This window comes from Robertmurraya sp. DFI.2.37 (assembly GCF_029211245.1).
In the GTDB taxonomy this organism is placed as follows: Bacteria; Bacillota; Bacilli; order Bacillales; family Cytobacillaceae; genus Robertmurraya; species Robertmurraya methanolica_A.
On sequence record NZ_JARGEJ010000856.1, the window covers coordinates 1 to 289 of the forward strand.

Sequence of the window (289 nt, forward strand, 5' to 3'; positions counted from 1 at the left end):
CTTTACTGTAGCAATCCCTAAAATAACGACGAATGGGTACAGTAAAGAAGGATTATAAAATCTCCTTATATACGATGATATTATCAGCTATAGGCGGGATGATCTCCATGTATCATTACGGTATTCAAAAGCTTTCCTTTTTAGCTGATGCAGCACCTGCATGTGGTCGTATTCCATGTACTGCCGCATAAACTGGTTTGGATTTATCACCATTCCATTCCTTGCTCTTACCGCTTTTGTTATCATATTTATTTGTAGTTTTCTCATCTGGAAAAAAACAAAGGAGGTT

General features: G+C 37.0%; 1 pseudogene. It reads left to right on the forward strand.

From position 1 onward, the window contains the following. Positions 1-32 precede the first annotated feature (32 nt). A pseudogene (locus PZE06_RS28900) lies at positions 33-289 on the forward strand (disulfide oxidoreductase); the annotation flags it as partial.